Below are 18,886 nucleotides of genomic sequence, written 5' to 3' on the forward strand. Positions count from 1 at the left end.
CATGGCCAGCATCACGATCCGCAACCTTGATGACGAGGTCAAGGATATGCTGCGCCGATTGGCTGCGGAGAATGGCCGGTCAATGGAAGACCAGGCGCGGGTCATGATCCGCGCAGCGGTCGAAGGTCAACTCGGTTCGTCCGGCCGCATCGACCAGATCGAGAAAACGTTGCGCGAACTGACAAGCTTGCAGAATCCTGCAGCTCCGGTGGTCGCGGTCCCCAGCCAAGTCGCGCGAGGTGTCCTCTCCGGCAAGCGCATCCTGCTCATCATCGGCGGCGGCATCGCCGCCTACAAGGCGCTCGACCTGATCCGTCGGCTGCGCGAGCGCGGTGCTTCGGTGCGCGTGGTGATGACCGCCGCGGCGCAGGAATTCGTCACCACGCTGTCGGCCGGAGCGCTGTCCGCCGATCATGTCTTCACCGAGCTGTTCGACCGGCAGGACGAGCACGACATCGGCCACATCCGGCTGTCGCGCGAGGCCGACCTTGTGGTCGTGGCGCCAGCCACCGCCGACCTGATGGCAAAGCTCGCAAACGGCCATGCCAACGACCTTGCTTCGACGGTGCTCATCGCCACCGACAAGCAGGTTTTGATGGCGCCGGCGATGAACCCGAAAATGTGGGCGCATCCGGCGACCCGGCGCAACCGTGCGATGCTGGGCAAGGACGGCATCGCATTCGTCGGCCCGGCGAAGGGTGAGATGGCCGAAAGCAACGAAGCGGGCGAGGGCCGCATGGCCGAGCCGCTGGAGATCGTCACCGCGATCGAGGCGCTGCTCGACAGCCGGCCAAAGCCGCTGGCAGGCAGAAAGATCATTGTCACTTCCGGGCCGACGCATGAACCGATCGATCCGGTCCGCTACATCGCCAACCGTTCGTCGGGAAAGCAGGGCCATGCCATCGCGGCGGCGCTGGCCAGGCTCGGTGCCGACGTGCGTCTCGTCTCCGGCCCGGTCGGCATTGCCGATCCGGCCGGCGTCGCCACGCTGCATGTCGAAACGGCCGTCGAGATGAGGGATGCGGTCGAACAGCTGCTGCCGGCCGACGCGGCGGTGTTCGTCGCGGCTGTCGCCGACTGGCGCACTCAAAGTTCGGCCGGGGAAAAGATCAAGAAGGTGGCGGGCGAGGGGCCGCCGGCGCTGCAGATGGTCGAAAATCCCGATGTTCTTGCCGGCGTCGGGCATCACAAAAAGCGGCCGATGCTGGTGATCGGTTTCGCCGCGGAGACGCGGGATCTTGTCAAAAATGCCGAGGCCAAGCTGGCGAAAAAGGGTGCCGATCTCATCGTCGCCAACGACGTCTCGCATCAAGGTGGTTCCCCGGGCGTGATGGGCGGCGACCGCAACAAGGTGCGGATCGTCTCGAAATCCGGCGTCGAGGAATGGCCGGAGATGAGCAAGGACGAGGTGGCAACCCGCCTCGCGGCACTGATCGCCGAGCGGCTGAAGACGGTTGTGGTTTAGCGATCTCCCCTCGGGTGTTTAGCCGATCTCCCCCCTCGTGGGGGAGATGGCCGGCAGGCCAGAGGGGGCGCTGTCCCGCGGACGTTTCGAAAGATCGCCTGCCGCCACGGTGTCGAAACAAATCGGATCGAGAATCCGCGCTCTCTCGTATCGGCAAATTAAGGGACCTATATGCATGTTCGGCCCATTGACGAGCGGACAACCATCGAACGGCCCGCCTGGCTCCTCACTCTATTAAGTTGCCGGCCAGATCGACGCCGCTGTAATCGCGTTCGCGCCCTTCAATTTCGTCAAGCCATTCCGACTTGTATCCAGCGGGCTCCCAATCGCTGCGAGCGTCCCAATATCCCCCATTCTTGAAGCGGACTATCTTTTCCCTCATCCGCCAGAGCATGGTTGACAGGACCATCTCAGGGTCCGACCCCTCGATCGTCAGCCCACGATCGATCAAGGCCTTGAACAAGTCCGTGCGAGATACAGGCTCCCCACGGTCACGGATCACTTCAAGAGCGGCAGCAGCAACATCTTCCTTTTTGCTATTTCGAATCACATTCCGCTTTGCCGTTGATGGTGCCTGTTTGTTCTGTTCGACGGATACGCTACCCACAGGATTCACGGCCTCTCCAGATGCAAAAGCATTCCACTGATCAATGAACTGGTCAGCCATAGCAATACGATCGCGCCAAACACGCGCCTCGTCCTCTAGTCGCTCAATTTCGGATAAGGCCTTTATTTTCAAAGCCTTCGCGTTATCAAGTGCTTTGTCCGACATGTCGTTTCTCCCGACCATACGCCACACACATACGCCGCCGGCCGTGCACATTCAAGTGACATTCATGGGGCTATACAGCGACGCGGATTCGGGATAAAAGGTTTGTTGCGTCGCCTGGTAAACGCAAAAAAGTCCGGCTCGCGACCGGACTTTTCTTGGGTTGCCAGCGTCTCTCGGGGAATGGCTATAGCGTGACCGAGAGCGAAGGCAGCAGTGATGTTTGGTTCAGTATTTAGTACACTGATTTGCTAGAGGATGCAACCGCCTTATGGGCGGCAAAGGCACGCTTCAATGGCCTGCGGGCTAGAAAGGCGAAAGCCTATGACACAGCGGTTGAACCGTTGGACCTTGCGCGTCTGTCACTATGTGCGCGCCCACTTCCGTATCCAGAATGGCCGCCTCGTGGCGGTGCAAGGATATTGGAGGTGCTGCGGGGTCTAATCGGGCGCGCGCTTCTTATCGGCCGCCGTCGGCTTGTCCTTCGGCGGCCTTTCTTTTCTTTGCCCGCTCGGTCAGTTCGTCGGTTTTCTTCCTGCCTGTCTGCGCAAAAACGCTTGAGAGCCTCGGCAAAGTCCGTGTCGAGCGCTTCCTGTTTCTTGTCGACCACGCGATCAAATCCTCGTACTGCAGGCGACCCTCGACGCATTCGAAGATGTCATTCATGCGCGAGCCGACTGTCACGTCTCGCCGGTTATACCGCGACGCCTTTTCTTTCACGTCCTTGTTCAGGTGCTTCGGCGAAACCCAAATGGTGAATGCCAACGATCTGGCGTTTCAAAAGAGCCCACACGGCTTCGATGCTATTGGCGTGGATAGTGTGGTGCCGCACATACTCGCCCTGCGAATGGTTAATTGTGTGGTGGAGGTGGTCGCCGGATAGGCCAATGAATGCGCGATCTTCGTCCGTCAGATTAACGATCCCGGCGAGACGTTGTGGCGAATCTCACCCCGAATGGTGCGCGTCGTCCTGTTCGGCACGTGTTTGGCGCGAAGCTCGCCGTCACGCTTGATAATGCCGAGTACGATTTACCTGTCAGCACGGCCCTGTGTTCCACTCTTGCGGTCGGCGGCACCTACGAACGTCGTATCGCTTTCGACGGTGCCTTTGGGCCGGCGTTGAGTGAATTCGTCCGCGCGGCGTGCTAGAGGCGATGAAAGACTAACCAAGCCGATTTCTTGCGTGATCTTCAGATCCTTGGCGAGTGTAGCTCTGGCAACGCCTTTCGGATGGTTGGTGATCAGCCAAATAGCCATGAACTACTTGCGGAGTGATAGTTTCGTGTCCTCAAAGATGGTCCCGACCTTGAAAAGCGCTTGCGGCAGGCCCGCACTTGAACATCTTGCGGTCGCAGAAATGATAGACGCGGCTATAGCCGCAGATGGGCAGAAATTACGTCCCGCCAGCGGATCGCCCGCAACTGATCAACGCAAGCCTGTTCGTCGGGTTTCAGTTTGGGTCAAGCATGTATATAAATCCTAAATTAACTCCGGGGTTGGCGATCCTTCGCGCCCCCCTCTGCCCCTGCCGGACATCTCCCCCACGAGGAGGGAGATTGGCAACTTAGGCACTCCGCGCGCTATTGCGACGTTGGCGATTGGCGAAGGCCGGCGTGGCAACCGATCTCCCCAAGTGGGGGGAGATGTCCAGCAGAACGGGGGGCATGTCCCGTTGCCCATACGAGTTGGCTCCCCGAATGTCTATTGGGCCAACCGTGCGCGCGCTGCTGGTAAAGGTCTCGGCGTCGGGCGGCGGGTTCAGCGACCAGCGGCATCGTCCACAGGATCGATCTCACGAAACAGCCTACGCGGCAAGTATCCAATGAAGGACCCGAGCCGGGTCAATATCTTTTCCCTTCTTCGCTGCATTTGCTAGATAGACGCCAACATGGACGTGATCGGTGCGATCCCCGCCGGCAAAGTCTTCACCACAGTGTTCGTCTTTCGCGTTTCCCGAACACCCGGATATTGCGATCAATTCACCTGCAGCCACAGTTCGGGCATTACCAACAAAATTGCCGCAATGGCTATAGGTGACGGTGTGCAAAACCTTACCGTGCAGAAATGAAAGATTTGCTGTTTTTCCATAACCAGGAACATCAGGAGAAAAAGTGAGTTTTGCCGGGCCTACACATGCAAAAAGCTTACTGCCCCGAGGAGAGAAAACGTCCCAGCCTGCATGATATTGGCCATTTTTTCTGACGTGCCCCCAACCACTCCACCCCGGCAGCCAAGATCCGTCGATAGGAACCGATCTCTTTTTATAATACCAACCTCGCAATTGCGGCGCCAAAGGCGCCACTGCTCCATCGTCGAATGGCGATGCGAGAAAAGTGGTGGCTGTCGGATAACACACCGGGTTTGCATCAAGTATGTTCGGAGCGTCCGGTTCGCCCTCTTGAACATCGGCCTTATCAGGGTCGCCCTCCTCGATAAGAGTGTCTGGCGTCGCCAAATGCCTATTCGGAAATGTGATCAGCACTCCATAGCCATCATTTGTGTTGTCACCAAAAAACGAGTCGTCTGGTCCAATTAGCAACTTAGTTGCTGCAAGGGGCACACGAACAACAACCTTCTTATCAGACGGAATGGAAAAATCCTGCGGGATATCTGTCGGAACACCATCTTCATAGCTCTTGCTGGTTTTGACATTTTGTTCTTGACCCGACCTGGCACAGTAAACTGGCGAATCGTCAGCTGCAAAAAAGCAACCGACCATTGTTGATCCATATTCCAAGCCAGTACCCCAGCGAAACCTGCCTGTACACTGAAGTCCAATGTAGTCGCCGGGCCGAACTTTGTAGGCCGAGAAAGGTATTTCAGATGCAGGAGATTTCGAATCAAGCGCAGAACGTCTTAAATATGTTCCCCTCGACTCAACGCGAACAAAATGTCCAACCATCTCGGTTCCCCGCCAATAGGAGTGAACATAGATGTTGCGCCGACCTCCATTCTGAGTCAACGCGCCCGAATGCCTATCACGGTCGCGCACCGAACGCCGAATGGAAAGACGTTTCGAACCTCTCGGTTCGAGTTAGCTTGGTCACAAAACCGCCTTGCACGCGTTGTCTGTGGGGAACGCTCTAAGCGGTGCAATCCTCATTGTTATGGGTCTGTCACGCAATGGCTGTGAGCCCGAACTATGCGTTCAAGCCGAAGACACTTCGTGGCACGGCTTAACTGTTCGGCGTACGGGCGGGAGTCCGCGGTTCCAGTCGCGCCTTCGTCACGGCGCACTCGCACAAGATCAGCAGGCCCTACAGGGCGGCGAGAGAGCTGGGTTGTCGGCCTTCTTCACTGCCACGGTCTACGCCAGCGGTGCGAGCGGAAAGTCCGCATTGCCACGACGTTCGGATGTCACGGCAATGGATCCCAGAATCCATCCCATAGCGTTCTCGCTCCGCGCCGCCCGCGACGCCGCACTGGGCCGTTATTTGAACGAATGGATCAAGTCCAGCGAAGTGACGGCGACCGCCAGATTGACGCCGGTCTGCGCCTGGACACTGAGCGGCTGCAGCGAAAAGGCGCTGCCGAGGCCGCCGACCAAAAGGTTGGCGCCGCCACCGGTGACCACGCTCGCCTCGGCATTCACGCCATAGTAGCTGCCGGCAAGATCGCCTTCATCGTGGTTGCGGGTTGCCGCCAGAACCGCCCATGCCAGTTGGCCCTGATGCGTCCGGCCGACGTCGACGCCGAGCTTGGAAATTACCCCGGTATAGACTTCGGGTGGGCCGCCACGATGCGGACGAAAGACACAGGAAACACCCTTGTTGGAGGTGACCAGATAGGCCGTGCCACCGTCGATGGTGCAGTCGAGCACGCCGAGCTGGAGCTTGCCGGCGCTGGCGGGAGCGGCAACGACGGTCGTGGCGAGTGCGGCGGCACAGGCAAGTTGCTTGATCATGGGAGGGTCCTTTCCAAATGGCTTTGAACAACGGCTGACCACGCCGAGCGTTCCGCCGAAAACTTGGCGCCAGCAAGGCAAGGCTAAACGCAGGGTTGTCGGAGTGCGGAAACGGAGGCCCGATAAACCGGCCCGGTCAGCCGGCGCTGGTGCGGGCCAGACCGTCCTTGGCCGGTTGGTAGTTCGGATTGAGGTGCACTGCCTCGCGGTAGGACTTCGCGGCCCTGACCTTGTCGCCGCGCCGCTCGTAGATCAGCGCCTGGTTGGACCAGGCCTCGGCGTTCTTGCCGTCGAGCTTGATGGCCATGTTGAAGTCGGCGAAGGCATTGTCCTCGTCGTTCATGGCAAGGTAGGAGAGGCCGCGTCCGTTGTAAGGCTCGGAAGCATCCGGCGCCAGCGAAATGGCGGTCGAGAAATCCTCGATGGCAAAGGCGTGCTGGCCCTGGCTCTGGTAGATCAGGCCGCGATTGTGATAGGCGCGCGCGTCGGTCGTGTCGAGCTGGATCGCTTTCTGGAAATCGTTGAACGCCTCCTGGACCCGGCCTGCCTTGCGGTAGAGATTGCCGCGGCCGATATAGGCGGCGTCGTAGTTGGAATTGATCTGGATCGAGCGGTTGTAGTCGGCCAGCGCGCTTGCCTGATCACCGAGGAAGCGCTGGATGAGCGCCCGGTTGGAATAGGCCTGGTAGAAATTCGGATTGAGCTGGATGGCAGTGTTGAAGTCCTTCAGCGCTGCCTGGTACTGGCCGCCGCGGCCATAGGCCGAGCCGCGCACATTGTAGGCTTCCGGATCCTGCGGGTTGCGCTGGATCACCGCCGACAGCGAGGAAATGTTCTCGGTCGAGGCTTGCGCCTTGTCGATGTTGTTGAACTCGCCGGTCGGAACGCTCTGGCAGCCGGCAAGCGTCAACCCGGAGAGCAGGGCTGCCGTCAGGGCGAGGCCGCGCCACGCGGTTCTGCGCTCTACGGTGATTGCGTCCATGTCTGCCCTGTCCTTACTGCGCCGTCTGGTCCGTTCCCCCTCCGAACCGGCATCTCTCCCAACCAGTCCTCTCGGACCGGGTCGAAATCACAACAAAAAGGTGGCGGCGATTCCGCATCGCGCCACCTTGGATATCCTTGGAAAAGGACGAAAAATTGACGTCAGAACCGCGGCGGACGCGGAGCACCGGCGCCGGCAGCACCGGCCGCGACCGGACGTGGCGTCATCGGCAGAAGGCCTTCGCGCTGGGCGCGCTTGCGGGCCAGCTTGCGGGCGCGGCGCACGGCTTCCGCCTTTTCACGGGCGCGCTTCTCGGAAGGCTTCTCGTAATGTCCGCGCATCTTCATTTCGCGGAAGATGCCTTCACGCTGCATCTTTTTCTTGAGCGCGCGAAGCGCCTGATCAACATTGTTGTCGCGGACGAGTACCTGCACGTGCAATCCTGTCTTTCGGTTTGAAATCAACAGGCAAGCGGCCATAGCCACAAGCCTCCGCGGCGCGTTACACCACGAATTGGGGCGGCTGATAGCAGAATCAAGGGGTGCTGTCCACAGCCGATTGAGAGGCGGTGCCGATCCCGAAACGAAAAACCCGCCTCGGCGGCGGGTCTCTGGTGTGAATCAGCACCATGCGCAATTTAGTAGCATAGCTGCCGGCACAAAGCAAGAACAAAATTCGCCTTGGGTCAGATAGACGCCGCTATGCCGTGGCCAGGGCCGTGGCCAGGTGGAGCTGCTCGAAACCCTCGAAGAACTCGCCGTAGTCGCAGGTTATCTCCTCGCCGGCGGCGATATCGCGGATCGCGGTGGCCCCGCCATATTGCGAAAAATCGGTGTTCGGCTTGTCGGCATGGTTCATGAAGCGGCCATTGTCGACCTCATAGACCATGAAGCCCGGCCGGTCCGGGCTGGGATAGGCATATCTGTCGAGCAATTCCTTGAGGTGCGGCGGCGCCGTCTCGTATTTTTCTCTCGGGATCAGCCGGTCGAAGTCCGGATCGAGCCGCCAGATCTGCGCGCCTTTCCGGATCGGCTCGGCGGCAAACACACCGACGCCTTCGATTGCGCTTGCAGCGATATAGGTCCTGATCAGCAACATGTTTCCAACCCGTCTTCGAGGAGAAGACGGAATCGTCAAATCGCCGAAAAAATCAAGGGCCGGTTCGCGACATTTCGGCTGGCGGGCATGCGTTGCGCCCTCCGAACCCTCACGTCCGGGTGATCGAGACGCCGCCGTCGGCGAACAGCGCCGCGCCGGTGGTGAAGCTCGATGCGTCGGACGCCAGGTAGAGCGCCGAGCGGGCGATCTCCTCAGGCTCGGCGACGCGCTTCAAGGCATGCAGGTTTTCGACGAAGGCTCGCGATTCAGGTGTCTTGAACGTCGCCGAAGGCGTGTCGGTGCCGCCCGGCAGCAGCGCGTTGACTCGAATGCCCTTGGCGCCATATTCGGCGGCCAGCACCTGCGTCAACCCGATCAGTCCGGCCTTGCTTGCGGCATAGCTGGTCATGCCCGGCATGCCGACGGTGTGGCCGACGAAGGTGGAGGTGAAGATCAGCGAGCCGCCGCCGCGATCGATCATCGCCGGCACCTGGTATTTCGCGCCGAGAAAGGCGCTGGTCAGATTGGTATCGAGCGTCTCGCGCCAGCCCTCCAGCGACAGCTCCGAAACCGGCCCCATCCTACCGACCGAGCCGGCATTGTTGAAGGCGATGTCGAGCCCGCCGAATTTCCCGACCGCCAGGTCGACGAGGGCTTTTGCGTAGGCTTCGTCGCGGACATCGCCGGCAAGAGCGACGGCGGTGCCGTCGGCGTCTTCGATTTCGGCAACCAGCGCATCGAGCTCCGCCTGGCGGCGGGCTGCGACGACCACCTTGGCGCCTTCCTCCGCAAACACCTTGGCCGTGGCGCGGCCGATGCCGGAGCTGGCGCCGGTGACGATGGCGACTTTGTCGGTAAGTGCGAACATTTTCTGCATCCTTTTCTTCGCGCCAGCCCTTGCCGGCAATCGGGATGCTTGGTCGCAGATCGAGGCGGCGCGGGCCACCCGATACCCGCGAGGTGCTTCGGATTTGGTTTGATCGCCCGTCACGTCGCATACCTCTTTTTCGTCACGGCGCAAAACGGCAAGCGCCGTCGCAAACAGTGCAAGGCTGGCAGTGCGGTTTCGCTAGTGATACAGCTCGCGCGCCGGGGTTGGCTGATCTGCCCGGCCGCCATTTGCGAGGCCTGCAACGTTGAAGAAATACTCGGTATTCGCTATCGCCCGCGAGGCCATGCGCGGCCACAAGGGCTGGGAGGAACAGTGGTCCTCGCCGGAGCCGAAGAAGGAGTATGACGTCGTCATCGTCGGCGCCGGCGGCCACGGCCTGGCCACAGCCTATTACCTCGCCACCGTGCATGGCATCACCAACGTCGCGGTATTGGAAAAAGGCTGGCTCGGCGGCGGCAATACCGGCCGCAATACCACCATCATCCGCTCGAACTATCTCTATGACGAGAGCGCCGGCATCTACGACCATGCGCTGATGCTGTGGGACGGGCTCAGCCAGGAGCTCAACTACAACGTCATGTATTCGCCGCGCGGCGTCATGATGCTCGCCCACAACATCCACGACATTCAGGTGCTGAAGCGCCACGTCCATGCTAACCGGCTGAACGGCATCGACAATGAATGGCTGACGCCGGAACAGGCCAAGGAATTCTGCCCGCCGCTCAACATTTCGCGCGATGCCCGTTATCCCGTGATGGGTGCCGCGCTGCAGCGCCGTGGCGGCACGGCGCGGCACGATGCTGTCGCCTGGGGCTATGCGCGCGGCGCCTCGGCGCGCGGCGTCCACATCATCCAGAATTGCGAGGTCACCGGCGTCAAACGGGCGCCGAACGGCGCGGTTACCGGTGTCGAGACGACGCGCGGCTTCATTGGCGCCAGGAAGGTCGGCGTGGTCGCCGCCGGCCACTCCTCGGTGATCATGAACATGGCCGGCGTGCGCATGCCGCTGGAAAGCTATCCGCTGCAGGCGCTGGTGTCGGAGCCGGTCAAGCCGGTGGTGCCTTGCGTGGTGATGTCGAACACGGTGCATGCCTATATCTCGCAATCCGACAAGGGCGAGCTGGTCATCGGCGCCGGCACCGACCAATATGTCTCCTATTCGCAGACCGGCGGGCTGCACATCCTGCAGCACACGCTCGACGCGATCTGCGAGATGTTCCCGATCTTCACCCGCATGAAGATGCTGCGCTCATGGGGCGGCATTGTCGACGTGACGCCGGACCGTTCGCCGATCCTGGCCAAGACGCCGGTGCCCGGCCTCTACGTCAATTGCGGCTGGGGCACGGGCGGCTTCAAGGCGACGCCGGGTTCGGGCCACGTCTTTGCCCATACGATCGCCAGGGACGATCCGCACCCGATCAACGCACCCTTCACCATCGAGCGCTTCCGCACCGGCCGCCTCATCGACGAGGCGGCGGCGGCGGCGGTGGCGCACTGATGATGACCGAGATGGCCGTCGCCATGCCGCTGATGCTCGCCGGCGAGCAAGGCCTGTTTCATTTTCCGTCACCGGACGAGGTGCGCACGCAGCCGATCAGTCGCGCCGGGAACGAGGCCGACTGGCCGTTTTCCATCGATGACGGCATGCTGACCTGCGTCTGGAGCGGCGGGCGAAAGATCGTCCTCTTCTTCGAGGCCCGTCCTTCCGATCTGGATCCGGACGAGCCTTTCCAGCCGCGCGGCGTCATCGTCACCACCGATCCAATCCAACTGACCATCGGCAACATGGCCAATCGCGCTCTGTTTCGCCCTGCGGCAAGCATCGAGGAGCGCATCCGGCTCGTCGCGCCTTTCGTCACGATGGGTCAGAGGCTTTGCGACCAACCTGCCGGCGCTCGCGTCGGCCACGGCGAACTGTAGGACCAACCATGCTTCTCATCCGCTGCCCCTATTGCGAGGAAGAGCGTCCCGAGCTCGAATTCCGCAACGCCGGTGAGGCGCATATTGCGCGTTCCCCAAACATCGCCGGCGAGAGCGACGACGACTTCGAAAAGTTCTTCTTCATCCGCTCCAATCCCAAGGGGATCATCTATGAGCGGTGGCGGCACATGCATGGCTGCGCGCGGTTCTTCAACGCCGTGCGCGACACCGTCAGCGACAGGTTCCTGATGACCTACAAGGCCGGCGAGCCAAAGCCGGCGAAGCTGCCGGGAGCCGCCAAATGAGCGCGACGTTCCGCATTGCCGGCGCCGGGCGGCTCAAGCAGGCAAAGATAGCTGGCTTCAGCTTCGACGGCCGCCCCTATACCGGCATCGAGGGCGACACGCTGGCCTCGGCGCTGCTTGCCAATGGCGTCCATCTCGTCGGCCGCTCGTTCAAATACCACCGGCCGCGCGGCTTCCTGTCGGCCGGCGCCGAAGAGCCGAACGCGCTGGTCGAGATCAAGCGCGACGCGGCACGCAAGACGCCGAACGTCCGCGCCACGGTACAGGAACTCTATGACGGGCTGACGGCACAGTCGCAGAACCGCTGGCCGTCGCTCGCCTTCGACATCGGTGCGGTCAGCAGCATCGCCTCGCCGATGCTTTCGGCCGGCTTCTACTACAAGACCTTCATGTGGCCGAAGGCTGCGTGGAAGAACCTCTACGAGCCTAAGATCCGGGCCGCGGCCGGTCTCGGCGTCGCCCCCGACCAGCCGGATCCCGACCATTATTCGGCGCGCTTCGCCCATTGCGAGGTGCTGGTGCTTGGCGGTGGTGCGGCGGGTATTGCCGCGGCATTGGCTGCCGCCGAAACCGGCGTGCGCGTCATCCTTGCCGACGAGCAGGCGGAATTCGGCGGCAGCCTTCGCTTCGAGAGCGGGGCGAAGATCGAAGGCCAGGACGGCTTTTCCTGGGCGCAATCCGCTCTCGCCAAGTTGAGCGCGATGGACAATGTCCGCGTACTGCCGCGCACCACGGCCTTCGGCTATTACGCGCAGAATTTCGTCGGACTGGTTGAGCGCGTCAGCGACCATCTGCAGAGCCCCGGCCGCGACCTGCCGCGCGAGCGGCTGTGGCAGGTTCGCGCCAAACGCGTGGTGTTGGCGACCGGCGCCATCGAGCGCCACATGGTGTTTGCCGACAACGACCGTCCCGGCGTCATGCTGGCGTCGGCGGCGCGCACCTATCTCAACCATTACGGCGTCGCGGTCGGCAGGAATATCGGCGTCTATACGGCGAACGATTCCGCCTATGCGGCGGCGATCGACCTGAAGAAGGCCGGCATCAACGTGGCGGCGATCGTCGATCTGCGCGACAATCCGACCGGGCCGGCGATCGACGAGGCGAGGGCGCTTGGCATCGAGGTTAATTTCGGTCGCGCGGTGATCCGCGCCGGCGGCAAGCTGCGGGTGTCGTCAATGACTGTGCAGCCGAAGAATGGCGGCGGCGAACGCACCATCCCGGTTGACGCGATTCTGATGTCGGCCGGCTGGACGCCATCGGTGCATCTGTTCTCGCAATCGCGCGGCAAGGTCGCCTTCAACGACGAGACCAAGCGCTTCGTGCCCGGAATTTATGCGCAGGACTGCGTATCGGTCGGCGCCTGCAACGGCACCGACGGGCTGTCGGCGACGATCGACGAGGCTTATGCAGCGGGCGCCAAGGACGCCGGCAGCAAGCCAGCCAAGGGAACCAAGCCGAAAGTCGATGCCAGCGAGAGCTGGTCGCGCGGCATGCTGGGTGCGGCGCCCGGCGCCGGGGCAGAAACGACGGTAAAGGCGTTCGTCGACTTCCAGAACGACGTCACCGCCAAGGACATCCGCCAGGCGGTGCATGAGGGCATGCGCTCGATCGAGCACGTCAAGCGCTTCACCACCAACGGCATGGCGACCGACCAGGGCAAGACCTCCAACATGCACGGCCTGGCGATTGCCGCCGAGACGTTGGGCAAGCCGATCCCGCAGGTCGGGCTGACGACGTTCCGTGCGCCCTATACGCCGGTGACGTTCGGCTCGATCGTCGGGCATGCGCGGGGTCCCCTGTTCGACCCGACCCGCAAGACGGCGATCCATCCCTGGGCAGAGCGTCAAGGCGCGATGTTCGAGGATGTCGGCCAGTGGAAGCGCGCCTGGTATTTCCCGAAGCCGGGCGAGGACATACATGCGGCCGTCGACCGCGAATGCGTCACGGTGCGCAAGACGGCCGGCCTGTTCGACGCCTCGACGCTGGGCAAGATCGAGGTGGTCGGGCCGGATGCGGCCAAATTCATGGAACTGCTCTACACCAATCCATGGGAGAAGCTCGAGCCCGGCCGCTGCCGCTACGGCATCATGCTGCGCGAGGACGGTTTCATATATGACGACGGTGTCGTTGGCAGGCTTGCACCCGACCGTTTCCATGTGACGACGACGACCGGCGGCGCGCCGCGCGTCATGAACCATATGGAGGACTATCTCCAGACCGAGTTCCCGCATCTCAACGTCTGGCTGACCTCGATCACCGAGCAGTGGGCGGTGATTGCCGTGCAGGGGCCGAAGTCTCGCGACATCATCGCACCGCTGGTCGAAGGCATCGAGATGTCGGACGAGGCGCTGCCGCATATGTCGGTGCGCGAAGGCCGGATCTGCGGCGTACCGACCAGGCTGTTTCGCATGTCGTTCAGCGGCGAGCGCGGCTTCGAAGTCAACGTGCCGGCCGATTACGGCGAGGCGGTCTGGGAAGCGCTATGGGCCGAGGGCCAGAAGCACGGCGCCTGTGCCTATGGCACCGAGTCCATGCATGTGCTGCGCGCCGAAAAGGGCTACATCATCGTCGGCCAGGATACCGACGGCACGGTGACGCCGAACGACGCCGGCCTCGACTGGGCGGTCGGCAAGAAGAAGGCCGACTTCGTCGGCATTCGCGGCATGGAGCGGCCGGATCTGGTCGCCAAGGGCCGCAAGCAGCTTGTCGGCCTGAAGACCAGGGATGCCAAGGTGGTGCTGGAGGAGGGCGCGCAGATCGTCGCGGACCCGAAGCAGGCAATCCCTATGAAGATGATCGGCCATGTCACGTCGAGCTATTGGTCGCAAAATTGCGGCCGCTCGATCGCACTGGGGCTGGTTGCCGGCGGCCGCGATTGCATAGGCAAGACGCTCTATGTACCGATGCCGAACGGGGTGATTGAGGTGGAGGTTACCGGTATGGTGTTCTTCGACGAGAAGGGGGAGCGCCTCAATGGCTAAGGCCGCAGTGAAAACCGCCGTCGCCGGGCCGTCGGTCGAACGCCGTCCGGCTGTCGCCGGCCAGTCGCTTTCCGCCACCGGCGTCACACTTGTCGTGCTGCCGCCGGCCGAACGCATATCGCTGCGCGCGCCGGACGCCTCGATCGCGGCACTTTCGAAAGCACTTGGCATCGCCCTGCCGCTAAGGCCGAAAACCTCGGCGGCAAAGGCTGGACGGACCGCCTTGTGGCTCGGGCCGGACGAATGGCTGGTCATCGATGAAAGCGGCAAAGATCCACTCGCCGATTGCGCCAAGATTTCCGCGCTGCATTCGGCGGTCGGCATCTCGCACCGCAACGTCGCCGTATCGGTCACCGGACCGGCTGCCGCGACGACGATCAATGCCGGCTGCCCGCAGGATTTGTCGCTCGACGCCTTTCCGATCGGGGCGGCATCGCGCACCATTCTCGGCAAGGTCGAAATCGTGCTGTTGCGCACGGCGGCCGACGCGTTCCGCGTCGAATGCTGGCGTTCCTTCTCCGACTATGTCTTTACTTTTCTGTCGGAGGCAGCGCGCGACGCGGCAGCATAGCAATGTTCGCCGCGCCCAGCAGTTCTGCGACAGCGAGCCGAGGGAGAATGCAAATGCCGTCGAACTCCGCGCCGAAGTTGCCGGCCAAGACGCCGGCCGTGCGCTCTTTCGAACACGAGCAGCGCACTGAGGGGGATGTCGAAGAGGAACTCGAGGAAGGCCTCGAGGATACGTTTCCGGCCAGCGATCCGGTGTCGATCACCGGAACGGCCATTCCCGGCGCGCCGGCAAGACCCGGCAAGGCGAAGAGGGTGGCGGGACAGAAGCGTAAGAAGTGATCTGCACGGCGCGATAAAGCAGGGCTGAGGCCGGCAAGATAGGCGGCCGGAAATTGCTGCCGCCCTTTCGGTTCATCGCCGCATATTATCGCCGGTCGGCTCAGAAGCTGCTGGGCACGATCCACGGGTCGATGCCGATGCCGAGCCTCGGGCCCTTGCTGCCGGCCTTGTGGGTCTCGGTATCGGCATTTTCAAGCGATCCGGTCGGCGCCCAATCGAGCTTCACATCGGTCTTGGTGTCGATGCAGGCCGCTTCTTGCTTGCCTGTCTGATTGCTGCCGGCAATTGCGGCGCCAGAGAGCGCCAGCAGGGCGGCGAGCGTGAGAATTGCCTTCTTCATGATCGGTCTCCGGTTCCAGCTAGTGAATTCGTACATGTACGGTATTGCGTACAGATACGCCCAAGGCTGAGGGAGTTCAAGCAAAAATCGTACACGTACGGAGAAATTAGGCGCAGGAATTGCCGGACGCTCGGCACCGGAGCGCGGATCGTTCGGAGAAAGATTTTACAGATCGGGAGGAGCGCCGCTCCTCAGCAGTTGACCGGCGGGCCGAGGGGCGCAATCTCGTGCGCGGCGATCGCTTCGAGCATGATGTTGCCGATCCGTGTGATGAACGTCGTCTGGTCGCCGAACGGGTAGAACGGGAAGGTGATCAGCAGCGAGATGGCGCCGTGGCCGACCGCCCACAGCATGGTGGCGATGGCGCGCGGATCGCCCTTGAGCCTGCCGGCGGCAACGCAGGCCTCGACCCTCTCGATCAGCACTTTCATCGCCGGGTTGCCGCTCTGCATTTCGGCGAACGTCTTGCCGGCCGGCGGCCTGACTTTTTCGGTCATGAAGACGGTGCGGTATTCGTTGGGATTCTCGAGCCCGAAGGCGGCATATTCGACCAGCACCGCCTTGAGCGCCTCGATCGGGTCGTCGGCCGTATGATTTTCGATGTGCCTGGCCAGGGTCTCGAAGGCGTTTTCGGCCAACGCGAACAGGATGTCCTGCTTGTCGGCGAAATAGGAATAGACCGACATCGGCGCATAGCCGACGCGCTTGGCGAGCTTGCGGATGGTGAGGCCGTCATAGCCTTCTTCCTGGACAAGCTTGTGCGCGGCGTCGACAAGTTCGGAACGCAGTTCGGCCTTTTGTTTTTCGCGGCGCTCCTGGACGCTTAGCTGCAATTGTTCGACTGCCTTTAATAACTGATGGCTGGATGCAGCATATATACGCTGTACGACGTCGGGCAAGGGTGGCACGAAGCAGAAGCTTGACGTCACAAAACGATGTAACCCGGCAATAAAGCCGGCAACATCGGACTGTTACAGACAAACGCTAATTCGCGGCTCTGCAAGAATTGTGATCTGGGAGGCCAACATGGCCCTGACTGAGCTTTCGTCCGGCGTGCCGGACGTGAACCCGCTTTCCCATCGCGCCAGGATGGCGCTCAGGCGCGTCGTCATGGTCGCATGGCTGGCGATCGCGCTCGGCTTCGCCATGGAGGCTCTCATTCTGACCGTCAGATTTGCGGCAGGTTCCTACCCGGCGACGACGCTGATCCTGATCGAACTGGCGCAAGGCGTGACCTGGTCGTTCTTCGTCTGCGCCGGCGTCAGCCTCGGCACGGCGCTCGCTAAAGTGCGAGCCTCGCTCGGCGGCTTAATCAGCGCGATCTCGGCACCGCTGGCCATGGGCATCGCCAAGGGGACGCAAAAGGTCATGGTCAGCGCGCTCGACGCGGCGGCAAAGCCGGCCGTTCTCTCGCTCACGACGCTGGGTGTCCTGCGCGCCATCGAATACGGGCTGCTCGGCTGGATACTGGCATCGCTGGCGTCGAAGGAAGAACCCCGTCCGCTCCATTTCGCGCTGGCAGGCGCCCTGATAGGCGCGGTATTCGGTGGCGGCATCACGGTGCTGACGATTGAGACGGCCGCGGCGAACGACGCTGCTCTGGCACTGCCACAGGCTATCGCAACCGGCCTCAACGAGATCGTGTTCCCAATCGGTTGCTCACTGGTCGTCTACATTGCGCTGCAGGTCAGCCGCCACATGAAGTACGTCGCGGCCGAAGCCAAATAGATTTAGGTTCCCAGGCTTGGATGCCAGTCAGACCGCCTCCGGTTGGCGTTCGATCAGCGTCAGCGTCAGCCAGCGCGCAGTCAGCGCCGGCTTTTTCGAGCCCTCGATCTCGATCGTCACGTCGTGCGCAGTCTGCACCCAGCCCGACGGCCTGACCTTGACGTCGGCCAGCACGAAGCGGGTGCGGATGCGCGAGCCGGTCTTCACCGGCGCCAGGAAGCGCAGCGAATCGAAGCCGTGATTGACGCCCATCTTGCTGTTTTCCAGCGGCGGCATGGTTTCGAAGGTCATTGCCGACAACAGCGAAAGCGACAGGAAGCCGTGCGCGATGGTGCCGCCGAACGGCGTCTCGCGCCTGGCGCGCTCCGGATCGCAATGGATGAACTGATGGTCGTCGGTGGCATCGGCGAACTGGTCGATCATGCGCTGCGTGACCACCCGCCATGGCGACACGCCGACTTCCTTGCCGACGTTGGCCAGAAGCACATCGAGACTGATCGGTTCCACGCTGATGTCCTCCATCTTCACCCCCGGCATTTCACTCGCCGGATGGCGTGCGTCTCATTCCTTGAACAATGTCAGCCCGTGTTGCACCGACTGCCCGCCATCGATCGGCAGGATGGCGCCGGTGACATAGCTGCCGGCACGGCTGCACAAATAGAGCGTTGCGCCGGCAATGTCATCCGGTGCGCCGATGCGGCCGATCGGAACGTGATTGCCGACATGTCTTGCCTGGTCTTCGGTGCCGGTGGCGAAGGCCGTCATCCGGCTCTGGAAAGGGCCGGGCGCAAAGGCGTTGACGGTGATGCGGCGGGCGGCGAACTCGATCGCCAGGATACGCGTCAGATGGTGAACCGCAGCCTTCGAGGCCGAGTAGGAGTAAGCGTCTTCGGCCAAAGGCTGCGTGCCCATCACCGATCCCAGATTGATCACCCGGGCCGGGTCGGCCTCGCTGGCAGCGGCCTCGAGCAGAGGCAGCAATTCGCGCGTCAGATGGAAGACCGCAGTGACGTTGACGCCGAACACCTTGGCCCAGGCATGATAGGGAAAGCTTTCCAGCGGCGCGCCCCAGGAGATGCCGGCATTGTTGACCAGTATGTGCAGCCGTTCGGTCCGCGCCCTGACCTCGGCGACAAGCGCTGCAATGCCGGCCTCGCTCGCGACGTCGCCGGCGAAACCCTCGGCCCGGCCGGATGCGCCAAGCCCGTTCAACTCGCCCGCTACCTTGGCGCAATCCTCGCCCTTGCGCGAGGCGATCATCACAGTGGCGCCGGCCCTGACCAGAGCGGTCGCCGCCATGCGGCCGATGCCGGTCGCGGCGCCGGTGACCAGCGCCGTCTTGCCGGCGACTGAGAACAGCTCGTCCAGATAGCTCATCGAATTCCTCCGCGCAGTTCACCGCTGTTTGATGGTGGGTCAAGGAGCGGCTTCGCGTCGCCAAGGCTAGCCGAACTTCGATCACCCTTGCCACGGGTAAAGTATCTGGACTGGGGCGATGGCACGCTTTGCGGCTGAAATGGTTAAGCCCCAGCGGCAAGGTGGTCATTCGGCCGTGACATGGGTCGGATGAATGATGCAGCCGTCTCCCTAAGCGAGCACCTTGGCCAGCGGTTCATTTCGCGCGTGAAGCAAGTCGTCATTACTCCTCCGCCC

21 protein-coding genes are annotated in these 18,886 nt (G+C 62.2%); 9 read left to right on the forward strand and 12 right to left on the reverse strand.

Annotated elements, in window-relative coordinates; translation table 11 throughout:
- Nucleotide 1 precedes the first annotated feature (1 nt).
- Nucleotides 2-1,465, forward strand: coding sequence for a bifunctional phosphopantothenoylcysteine decarboxylase/phosphopantothenate--cysteine ligase CoaBC (gene coaBC, locus NKH37_RS05280; protein ID WP_353004692.1), 1,464 nt, complete (start codon nucleotides 2-4; stop codon nucleotides 1,463-1,465).
- A gap of 226 nt (nucleotides 1,466-1,691) precedes the next feature.
- Here the strand turns inward: coaBC and NKH37_RS05285 are convergent, their stop codons facing one another.
- Together NKH37_RS05285 and NKH37_RS05290 are read right to left on the reverse strand one after the other, a co-directional pair.
- Nucleotides 1,692-2,237 (reverse strand): hypothetical protein, encoded by a 546-nt coding sequence (locus NKH37_RS05285; protein ID WP_353004694.1) that lies wholly within the window; start codon nucleotides 2,235-2,237, stop codon nucleotides 1,692-1,694.
- 691 nt (nucleotides 2,238-2,928) lie between these two features.
- Entirely contained in the window at nucleotides 2,929-3,156 is a 228-nt protein-coding gene (locus NKH37_RS05290; RefSeq protein ID WP_353004926.1) for a transposase, read from the reverse strand.
- Between the two features lie 14 nt (nucleotides 3,157-3,170).
- Between NKH37_RS05290 and NKH37_RS05295 the strand changes: the two genes are divergently transcribed.
- Entirely contained in the window at nucleotides 3,171-3,383 is a 213-nt protein-coding gene (locus tag NKH37_RS05295) for a hypothetical protein (protein WP_353004696.1), read from the forward strand.
- Nucleotides 3,384-4,038: 655 nt separating this feature from the next.
- On the opposite strand, the gene NKH37_RS05300 is transcribed toward NKH37_RS05295, so the two are convergent.
- The 6 genes from NKH37_RS05300 to NKH37_RS05325 form a co-directional block, all read right to left on the reverse strand.
- The gene (locus NKH37_RS05300) at nucleotides 4,039-4,971 is read right to left on the reverse strand and encodes a M23 family metallopeptidase (protein WP_353040837.1); all 933 of its coding nucleotides are present in this window, start codon (nucleotides 4,969-4,971) and stop codon (nucleotides 4,039-4,041) included.
- A 693-nt stretch (nucleotides 4,972-5,664) separates the two neighbouring features.
- The gene (locus NKH37_RS05305) at nucleotides 5,665-6,138 is read right to left on the reverse strand and encodes a DUF992 domain-containing protein (protein WP_023719019.1); all 474 of its coding nucleotides are present in this window, start codon (nucleotides 6,136-6,138) and stop codon (nucleotides 5,665-5,667) included.
- A gap of 136 nt (nucleotides 6,139-6,274) precedes the next feature.
- Complete coding sequence (locus NKH37_RS05310) at nucleotides 6,275-7,120, reverse strand: tetratricopeptide repeat protein (protein ID WP_352791346.1); 846 nt, start codon at nucleotides 7,118-7,120, stop codon at nucleotides 6,275-6,277.
- A gap of 161 nt (nucleotides 7,121-7,281) precedes the next feature.
- Nucleotides 7,282-7,554 carry a 30S ribosomal protein S21 gene (gene rpsU, locus NKH37_RS05315; RefSeq protein WP_023675331.1) on the reverse strand — a complete coding sequence of 91 codons (273 nt, stop codon included), beginning with the start codon at nucleotides 7,552-7,554 and terminating at the stop codon, nucleotides 7,282-7,284.
- Nucleotides 7,555-7,819: 265 nt separating this feature from the next.
- A complete protein-coding gene (locus NKH37_RS05320; RefSeq protein WP_352909119.1) occupies nucleotides 7,820-8,218 on the reverse strand; it encodes an SET domain-containing protein in 399 nt (132 codons plus the stop codon).
- A gap of 109 nt (nucleotides 8,219-8,327) precedes the next feature.
- Nucleotides 8,328-9,086, reverse strand: a complete 759-nt coding sequence (locus NKH37_RS05325; RefSeq protein WP_352484642.1) for an SDR family oxidoreductase — start codon at nucleotides 9,084-9,086, stop codon at nucleotides 8,328-8,330.
- A 268-nt stretch (nucleotides 9,087-9,354) separates the two neighbouring features.
- On the opposite strand from NKH37_RS05325, the gene NKH37_RS05330 reads away from it, so the two are divergent.
- The 6 genes from NKH37_RS05330 to NKH37_RS05355 are packed head-to-tail and all read left to right on the forward strand — an operon-like array spanning nucleotide 9,355 to nucleotide 15,165.
- A complete protein-coding gene (locus tag NKH37_RS05330; protein ID WP_352791351.1) occupies nucleotides 9,355-10,608 on the forward strand; it encodes a sarcosine oxidase subunit beta in 1,254 nt (417 codons plus the stop codon).
- Nucleotides 10,608-11,030, forward strand: coding sequence for a hypothetical protein (locus NKH37_RS05335; protein ID WP_352484640.1), 423 nt, complete (start codon nucleotides 10,608-10,610; stop codon nucleotides 11,028-11,030). Before NKH37_RS05330 ends, NKH37_RS05335 begins: the two co-directional genes overlap by 1 nt.
- A gap of 8 nt (nucleotides 11,031-11,038) precedes the next feature.
- Complete coding sequence (locus NKH37_RS05340; RefSeq protein ID WP_023719025.1) at nucleotides 11,039-11,335, forward strand: sarcosine oxidase subunit delta; 297 nt, start codon at nucleotides 11,039-11,041, stop codon at nucleotides 11,333-11,335.
- Nucleotides 11,332-14,316, forward strand: a complete 2,985-nt coding sequence (locus tag NKH37_RS05345; RefSeq protein WP_352791353.1) for a sarcosine oxidase subunit alpha — start codon at nucleotides 11,332-11,334, stop codon at nucleotides 14,314-14,316. Before NKH37_RS05340 ends, NKH37_RS05345 begins: the two co-directional genes overlap by 4 nt.
- Nucleotides 14,309-14,887, forward strand: coding sequence for a sarcosine oxidase subunit gamma (locus tag NKH37_RS05350; protein WP_023719027.1), 579 nt, complete (start codon nucleotides 14,309-14,311; stop codon nucleotides 14,885-14,887). The genes NKH37_RS05345 and NKH37_RS05350 overlap by 8 nt, the downstream gene beginning before the upstream one ends.
- A gap of 53 nt (nucleotides 14,888-14,940) precedes the next feature.
- The gene (locus tag NKH37_RS05355; RefSeq protein WP_352791355.1) at nucleotides 14,941-15,165 is read left to right on the forward strand and encodes a hypothetical protein; all 225 of its coding nucleotides are present in this window, start codon (nucleotides 14,941-14,943) and stop codon (nucleotides 15,163-15,165) included.
- A gap of 100 nt (nucleotides 15,166-15,265) precedes the next feature.
- Here NKH37_RS05355 and NKH37_RS05360 read toward each other — a convergent pair whose 3' ends face one another.
- The gene (locus tag NKH37_RS05360; RefSeq protein ID WP_352791357.1) at nucleotides 15,266-15,505 is read right to left on the reverse strand and encodes a DUF680 domain-containing protein; all 240 of its coding nucleotides are present in this window, start codon (nucleotides 15,503-15,505) and stop codon (nucleotides 15,266-15,268) included.
- Nucleotides 15,506-15,696: 191 nt separating this feature from the next.
- On the reverse strand, nucleotides 15,697-16,338 hold the full coding sequence (locus NKH37_RS05365) for a TetR/AcrR family transcriptional regulator (protein WP_352590534.1): 642 nt from the start codon (nucleotides 16,336-16,338) through the stop codon (nucleotides 15,697-15,699).
- 193 nt (nucleotides 16,339-16,531) lie between these two features.
- Here NKH37_RS05365 and NKH37_RS05370 point away from each other — a divergent pair, with 193 nt between their 5' ends.
- Nucleotides 16,532-17,233 carry a hypothetical protein gene (locus NKH37_RS05370; protein ID WP_352791359.1) on the forward strand — a complete coding sequence of 234 codons (702 nt, stop codon included), beginning with the start codon at nucleotides 16,532-16,534 and terminating at the stop codon, nucleotides 17,231-17,233.
- A 27-nt stretch (nucleotides 17,234-17,260) separates the two neighbouring features.
- Here the strand turns inward: NKH37_RS05370 and NKH37_RS05375 are convergent, their stop codons facing one another.
- Both NKH37_RS05375 and NKH37_RS05380 read right to left on the reverse strand, forming a co-directional pair.
- Nucleotides 17,261-17,755: a MaoC family dehydratase gene (locus NKH37_RS05375; RefSeq protein WP_031194015.1), complete on the reverse strand. Its 495-nt coding sequence runs from the start codon at nucleotides 17,753-17,755 to the stop codon at nucleotides 17,261-17,263.
- Between the two features lie 39 nt (nucleotides 17,756-17,794).
- On the reverse strand, nucleotides 17,795-18,610 hold the full coding sequence (locus tag NKH37_RS05380) for an SDR family oxidoreductase (RefSeq protein ID WP_352494684.1): 816 nt from the start codon (nucleotides 18,608-18,610) through the stop codon (nucleotides 17,795-17,797).
- Nucleotides 18,611-18,886 lie beyond the last annotated feature (276 nt).

This window comes from Mesorhizobium sp. M1217 (assembly GCF_040318275.1).
In the GTDB taxonomy this organism is placed as follows: domain Bacteria; phylum Pseudomonadota; class Alphaproteobacteria; order Rhizobiales; family Rhizobiaceae; genus Mesorhizobium.